The 7265-nt window shown below is 59.2% G+C and carries 6 protein-coding genes; 2 read left to right on the forward strand and 4 right to left on the reverse strand.

Going from position 1 to position 7265, the window contains the following annotated elements; translation table 11 throughout:
- Window positions 1–72: 72 nt before the first annotated feature.
- The 3 genes from RSSM_RS12530 to RSSM_RS34115 all read right to left on the reverse strand — a co-directional run bounded on the left by RSSM_RS12530 (window position 73) and on the right by RSSM_RS34115 (window position 2490).
- Window positions 73–981 carry an ABC-2 transporter permease gene (locus RSSM_RS12530; RefSeq protein WP_008678973.1) on the reverse strand — a complete coding sequence of 303 codons (909 nt, stop codon included), beginning with the start codon at window positions 979–981 and terminating at the stop codon, window positions 73–75.
- Between the two features lie 114 nt (window positions 982–1095).
- The gene (locus RSSM_RS12535; RefSeq protein ID WP_008678976.1) at window positions 1096–1815 is read right to left on the reverse strand and encodes an ABC transporter ATP-binding protein; all 720 of its coding nucleotides are present in this window, start codon (window positions 1813–1815) and stop codon (window positions 1096–1098) included.
- A 498-nt stretch (window positions 1816–2313) separates the two neighbouring features.
- On the reverse strand, window positions 2314–2490 hold the full coding sequence (locus tag RSSM_RS34115; RefSeq protein WP_008678979.1) for a DUF6800 family protein: 177 nt from the start codon (window positions 2488–2490) through the stop codon (window positions 2314–2316).
- Window positions 2491–3397: 907 nt separating this feature from the next.
- Between RSSM_RS34115 and RSSM_RS12545 the strand changes: the two genes are divergently transcribed.
- A complete protein-coding gene (locus RSSM_RS12545; RefSeq protein ID WP_008678982.1) occupies window positions 3398–5020 on the forward strand; it encodes a chemotaxis protein CheA in 1623 nt (540 codons plus the stop codon).
- Here the strand turns inward: RSSM_RS12545 and RSSM_RS12550 are convergent.
- Window positions 4998–5981 (reverse strand): rhomboid family intramembrane serine protease, encoded by a 984-nt coding sequence (locus tag RSSM_RS12550; RefSeq protein WP_008678984.1) that lies wholly within the window; start codon window positions 5979–5981, stop codon window positions 4998–5000. The genes RSSM_RS12545 and RSSM_RS12550 overlap by 23 nt on opposite strands.
- A gap of 42 nt (window positions 5982–6023) precedes the next feature.
- Between RSSM_RS12550 and RSSM_RS12555 the strand changes: the two genes are divergently transcribed.
- On the forward strand, window positions 6024–7265 hold a 1242-nt coding region (locus RSSM_RS12555), incomplete at its 3' end, for a PVC-type heme-binding CxxCH protein (RefSeq protein WP_390174054.1).

Raw genomic sequence — 7265 nt, forward strand, 5'->3', positions numbered from 1 at the left:
CGTCGGCGAAGCGAGCTGACCTTGCCCCTCGGTCATGTCGCGGCGGCCCAGTTCATGCGTCCGGAACGAGCATCACCGCACCCACGGTGAACACGACCAACGCCAGAGCACGGGCAACGTAGTGCCACGCCATTTGGTTGCCGCTTTGCCGCCGGTCCAGTGACGGCGTCCGATCAGGATCATGCAGACGTAAAGTGCAACGGCGGCGACGAGGACGAAGTAAAACACCGACGAGGAACTGATCACGCCGCGACCGAAGTCGTCAAACGGGCGAGCGATGCCGCTGCCTTGAACCCACTCGGCGAACTGCTTACTCGGGCTGACCGCTTCGGCGAGCGATGCGAAAGCCAGCGGCGCGTTGAACAGAGCCCCGAGGATAAAGCCGACGGTCAAGTTACCCGTCAGGAACGAGGCGATCATGCCGATCGCGATCATCGCCAACCCGACGAACCAGTAACCCAAGTACGTCGTGAAGATCAGACCAATGTCGAGCGACCCTTCGGTCAAAATCGCGAGCGTGGTGAACGTACTCAGTTGGCTGAAGAGCAGCGAGGCGGTGAAGATCGACGCCGCCGCCATGTACTTTCCGATGACAATGTCGAAATCGCTCGCCGGCAGGGTCAGCAGCAATTCGTCGGTGCCCTGACGTTTTTCCTCGGCCCAGATGCTCATCGTGATTGCCGGGATGAACACCAGCATGATCATCGGGAACCAGTAGTTGAGCTGGTCGAGCGTGGCCAGGTTGGCGTTGAAGAACTCATACGGCCAGAACGCGGCGACCGACGTCAGGAAGACGAAGATACACAGAAACACATAGCCCGTCGGGTTGCTGAAATAGCCGATGAAGTTTCGTTTCATCACCGCAAAAGCGGCCCGTTTGGTTCCCGCCAACAGCAGGACGATGCCGAGCAACAACAACAGGAATACTGCGTCATAGACCAGTACACTGAGAAGGGCCATCGAAACGTAGTTAAGAGCCATGGACTAAGAGCTGGGTGTGGGCAAAGGATGAATGGACAGGGAACAAGAGTGGCGTGAGCCGGCGTGAGCGAAATGGCGACCGAGGCGAATGCACGTCGGAATCGCCGTCGCGGATCAGCCCTCTTTTTGACCAGTGAGTTCGTGGAAGGCTTCGTTCAAATCGCCGTCGCCGGTGGTGCGGAGACCTTCCACATCGCCGTCGTAAACCTTGCGACCTTCGTTAATCAACACGACGCGATCGGCCATCGCCTCGACTTCCTGCAAGATGTGCGTGGACAGCAAAATCGTCTTCGTTTCGCTAAGTTTACGCATCGTGCGGCGTACGCCACGGATTTGGTTCGGGTCGAGACCAGCGGTCGGCTCGTCGAGGATCAGCACGTCAGGTTCGTGCAACAGGGCCTGGCTCATGCCGACCCGCTGCTTGAAACCTTTGGACAGTTTGCTGATCGGTTTGTAGATCACCGAACTGAGGTCGCAGATGTCGATCACCTTCTCGATCTGGTCTCGCTTTTTCGCACCCGCGAGTCCACGGGCATCGGCGAAGAACTCGAGCATGCCCAGGGGAGTCATTTCAGGGTAAAGAGGCCCGTTCTCGGGAAGGTACCCGAGCCGGTGGCTGCCCGCGATCCGGTCGTCCATCATGTTATGGCCGGCGATCTTCGCGTGCCCTTCGCTCGGTGCGATGTAGCCCGTGAGCATCTTCATCGTCGTGCTCTTGCCGGCCCCGTTGGGCCCCAAGAACGCAACCAATTCGCCTTTCTTCACCGAAAACGAGACGTCGCGGGCGGCCGCGAATGGGCCGTAGAACTTACTCAGCCCGACTGCCTCGATCATCGTCGTTTCGTTGGATCGCGAATCGGAGGAAGCGGGTCCTGCGGGCGACGTTTTGGAAAGCTCGATTGCGGCCGAATCGGTTTGGCTTGCAGTTTCTGCCATCGAGTCAAAATCCGAAATGCATGGGGAAATGGGAAATCAGCGGAGGATATCCGAAAATGTTTTTGGCCCGTGCCTACGCCAGGTACGGGCCGATGGTTCGCCGAAAAATTTCGGCGTTCATGGATCAGCGACCGCATCGCGTCTTCGATGTCGGTCGCGGGTGTCACTGAGTTCGAACCGGGGAGGGTTGAAACAGGGGTGGATTCTCCCGTCGCAGTCGAGCTTTCAGGCCCGAGAGCCTCAAAAGGCCCGCAATGCGAGCGAGATTCCGCTCGCCCCGGCACGCCGTCAAACCTGCGACGGGCAAACGGTGAAGTCAGCGAGCGAGAAACACACGTGTCGCGTTCCTCGCTACTCGCTCCCGAACAACTGCCCGGTTCGTGCAACCACCCGGTGTTACGCGAGGCCTTCGCGTTTGATGATGTCCTCAGCGCCGGGAGTCATGCGACGCAGTTTGCGTGCGACTTCCGCTTTGTCCATCGTTCCCGCCTTGGCACGGTTGAGCAACTTGGCGGTCTTTTTGCGGCGGGCACGAAGGCGGGCGATTTCTCGGCGACGTTCTGTTCCAGGCATAGTCTTCTATCAGTGGAAAGGAAATGTGGGAGGGGCACGCAGGTGGTGCGTTCTCGGTCAGGATTATCGCGCGATGGCCGAGTTGCGAAAGGGGGCGACGGGGCGTCCGACTCCGTGACGAGCCATTTTGCGTGAAATTGTCGTCCCGCGGTGCGTCGACCGCTGCGTGATGAGGCCCACAGTGCGATAGAACACAGCGAGGCCAATCACAGTGCGACCTACACACTGCCCAAGGCGACATTGAGGTGCAGCCCCCGTCCGCACCTCTTCGCGGGATCGCGAATGCGGCCTTGGGCTCGCGGGCCTCTTTCCATGCTGACGTCGGGCCCGATTGTTTTGTTCGCGGCGTTTTGTTCGCGACTTAACTGCCACTATGCGACCGCGGTGACGAGCCCTAGCCTTCGCGGTTGGTCGATTTAATCAAGAGTCAACCTGTTTTCGTTTAACGGCAATACCGTTCAATGAAGCACCGGGTTGTGGCGTTTTCGTTTAACCGGCAGCCGTAGGCGACGCTTGACGGAACACCACCTACCCTTCGGGCACGGGTTAAACGAAAACTGAACGGTATTGCGTTTAACCGGTAGCCGTAGGCGACGTGGCTGTGGCAAGCAGGCCGACTTTGGCTGCCCGTTTAACGAATAAATCAACAGCCCTTTCGAGGACCAGCCTCCGAGTACCCCAAAAGCCCGCCATCGGGCTTAATACCTGCCCGCCGGCCCGACTTCCGAAGCGAACGTGACGATTGTTCGCAATGATCCGATGCCGATCACATTCTCGCCTCTGTGATCGCCGTGGCGCTGCCGATCGACCGGGTTGAGGAAACTTTTATGGGCTAGATAATCAGGTCGGCGATTGCGTCGACGCAGTGATCGCGCACGCCCCCAAACCGATCGGATGAGCTGAAACGTTGGACGACTCTGAATTGATTGCCGTCTTTGTCGACGAGGCCCGGGGGCACCTGCGTGTCCTGGAGACCCGCGTCCTACAGCTCGACTCGCATGACTCATCGATCAACCAGGATTTAATCGACGACGCATTCCGGGCGGTTCACACGCTCAAAGGGGCCGCCGGCTACATGCGGTTGATCGACGTAGTGATGCTGTCGCATCGACTCGAGAACGTGTTCGCCGCGCTGCGTGACGGGGAACTGTCTCCGGACGAAGAAACCGCAAACGTGCTGCTCGCTGCGATCGACCGGATGAGCCTGATGGTCGAGTCGTTGCCATCGGGCAGACGTGTGGACGCGATGGCGGTCTGCGGCAGGCTCGATGCTCACTTGAAGGAGTTTGCCGACTGCCGGACACCAACGAACTCGAACCCAGCCAAACAGCCCCCAGCAAACCCGAACGAGTTTCAATCGACACGCGGGTCCGCCGCTGAGACGAAAACGCCCGCTCCCAAGGGACACGATACCATTCGCCGGGATCCGAATCGGACATCGGACGACCAGGCCAGCGGCCGCGTCCACAAATCGCTCGATCAGATTCAAACGCAAATCGACAATGTCTTTGCCGCGACGCCCTCGCAGGTGACCGCCGACTCGATCACACCCGCATCGCAGTCCAGCCAACGTGATGACCTGCATGACCGATCCGAATCAATCGGCCTCGGTGGCGAGCCACTGAAATTTGTGCGTGTCCCCGTAGAAGTCCTCAACCGGATCGAGCGAGCAGCCGAGCAATTGATTGACGATCGCGACCGACTGCTGGGCATCCTCGACTCCGAAGACTCCCTCGCACACTCCACGCCGACCAGGTCGACATCGGACTCAACAGCGAACAACTCCTCGGCGAACAACTCCACAGCGAACAATCGAACGACAAACAACTGCGGTGGGACACGCAAGACCGAGAAATCCGCCCGTGTCATGCAGGGCGAGATGATCAGGCCGATCGTGACTAACATCGGCAGAGCGAGTTCGGAATTGCACGAAGCGGTCCGGCGAGTCCGTCTGCGAACAGTCGACAGCGTGTTTGCCAAATTCCCACGCTACATCGCCGACTTGGCGGAGAGTCTCGGGAAAGAAATCACGCCCGAGATTCACTGCGACGCGGTGGAGGCCGACTGCGCGTCGGTCGATGCCATTGCGGATCCGTTGATGCATTTGGTCCGCAACGCATGCGACCATGGATTGGAATCACCGGCCCAACGCGTCGCGGCGGGCAAACCGTCCTGCGGCACGATTGTCCTGCGGGCGTATCACGAGGTCACCGAAACCAGATTCGAGGTTACCGACGACGGCGCGGGGATTGACCCCCAGGCGATCAAACAGCAGGCGATCGACAACGGGCTCGTCTCTCGTGAGATTGCTGACTCGATGAGCGCCCACGAGATCCGCGGGTTCGTCTTCCTGCCCGGATTTTCCACCGCTCGCGTCGTCAGTGAAATCAGTGGCCGCGGCGTCGGCATGGACGTTGTAAAAACCAACGTCGAATCGATTGGCGGCATCATCGAAATCGAATCCACCGTCGGCAAAGGCACGACGGTACGAATCACTCTGCCCCGCGCTATTTCTTCTGCGGAGCAATAGCCGCGATTGCCATGCCAGCGAGCAACCCTCCCACGTGAGCGCCGTTGGCAATCCCGGGCAGGATCGGCGTGAAGCACAACACGAGGAAGCCGAGCATGAACTTCACGTTGAATGATGGAATCTCAACGGGATAGCTGGCCTGGAATTTGGGACGAATCCAAACGAACCCGAACACACCAAAAACGGCTCCGGAAGCTCCAATCGCGAGAGGCGGTTCGAGCCAATCGGGTAACGCGATTTGAGTCGTCGTAGCAATCGCTTGGCAAATCAGCAGCAGAACCAGATAAAACCAACTGCCGTGAATCCGCTCAACGACACCGCCGAGGATATACAAGTTAATCATGTTGAAGGCGAGGTGCATCATGTTGCCGTGCAACAACATCGGCGTAAACAGCCGCCACACCTCTCCGCCCTTGATCGACGCGAACGCGTCTCCGGTACGGACATACGTGATGGCGTCGACACAGGTTAATGCATTGTAGGCCGTCCACCCGAACGACTGTTCCACGCGTTCGGGATCGATTTGGACGCGACTAAAATTGGTCACAAAGCCGATGACGGTTGCCAAGGCGATCACGCCGATTGTCACCGGGATGGTGGCTGGCGTTTGCCCTTGGCCGCCGACGAAACCGCGCTGCGTCGTGTTGCGTCCGAGCCGCAACTGAGCCTTCTTCTGAGCGGCGATCTTTTGAGCAATTTGGTCTGAACGCTCTTTTCTCAGCCGCGCCGCTTCGGCCGATACGTCATACTCACTCGCCTGAGGATCGGACTGGAATCGAGCAAAAAGCTCACGAGCTTTCTCGACATCCTGTTCGTGACGAATCCAAATATCATGTTCGGTTGCGGCCGCAGACGCGGATTCGTCGCTCGAACTGCTTTTGGCGTCAATCGATTGCGTTTGCAGATAGTCGCAAAAGCGGTTCGCTTGCGTCTGGTTCGGTAAATTCCCGATTCGCCGCATTATTTATGTTCCCAAAATCGTCAAATGAATGCTGTTGTGAATATGTTCTACGCACTTCGGGCGTCTGATGCACGACCGGTTGACGCGTCTCCGGAATCTGCGGGGCGTGAATCGGAGTCTGCGAGGCGCGAATCGGAGCCTCACCGCGGTCTTGCCCGCTGCACCGGGGCGGTCGCGATCGCCCTATTCTTGACATCTTTGTCGGCGGCAGACGACTCCAACGCGAATTTAACGCCAAAGCCGAGCGGGGCGGCCGACGAAGTGCGGGCCGCGTCGCACCCGAATTTACCTGCCTCCACATTCCCCTCGCCCGACGATACCGAACCACTGGCGGCCTCCCACCGACAGCCTAGTCCTGCGGACAGTGCGGCGGCGATCCACTTGCCACCGGGGTTCACCGCTTCGGTCTTCGCGGCCGAACCCGACGTGCAGAACCCGATCGACATCGCATGGGACCATCGTGGACGGATGTGGATCGGCGAGAACTACACGTACGCCAAACGCGGCGTCCGGTTCCGCGATGACCTTCGCGACCGGGTTGTGGTATTCACCGATGCGGACTGCGACGGGACACCGGAGAACCGGACGATCTTCCTGGACACGCTCTCACGTCTGACAAGCGTGGAGGTCGGACCGGGAATCGCCACCATGCCCGACACCGGCAGTTCCTCGTCGGAACAGGCCTCCTCACCTGCGCAGGCAGCCTCGCCGAAGAAGATCGTCAACGGCGTGTGGTTGATGTGCCCGCCGCAATTGCTGTTCGTTCCTGACGCGGATCACGACATGATCCCCGATGCGGCACCCCACGTGGTGCTCGACGGGTTCGAGATCGCGAAGCAAAATTACCACAACTTTGCCAACGGCTTGCGGTTCGGTCCGGACGGCTGGCTGTACGGTCGATGCGGTGGTTCATGTCCGGGGCGGGTGGGTGTTCCCGGCACGCCGGACAAACAACGCGTTGCACTGGAAGGTGGTTTCTGGAGATACCACATCACGAGCCAACGTTTCGAGGCTCTTGCCCACGGAACGACGAACCCCTGGGGACACGACTTCAACGAGTACGGCGAGCCGTTCTTCATCAATACAGTCAACGGACATTTGTGGCACGCGATCCACGGGGCTCACTTCAACCGTCCGTTCACTCTTGATCCCAACCCGATGGTTTACGCCACCATCGACCAGCACGCAGACCACTATCACTTCGACACCGGGCAACACTGGACCAAGTCGCGTGACGGGGCAGCGAATGATTATGGCGGCGGTCACGCTCACTGCGGTTTGTTG

The sequence above is a fragment of the Aporhodopirellula sallentina SM41 genome (genome assembly GCF_000346505.1).
Lineage (GTDB): Bacteria > Planctomycetota > Planctomycetia > Pirellulales > Pirellulaceae > Rhodopirellula > Rhodopirellula sallentina.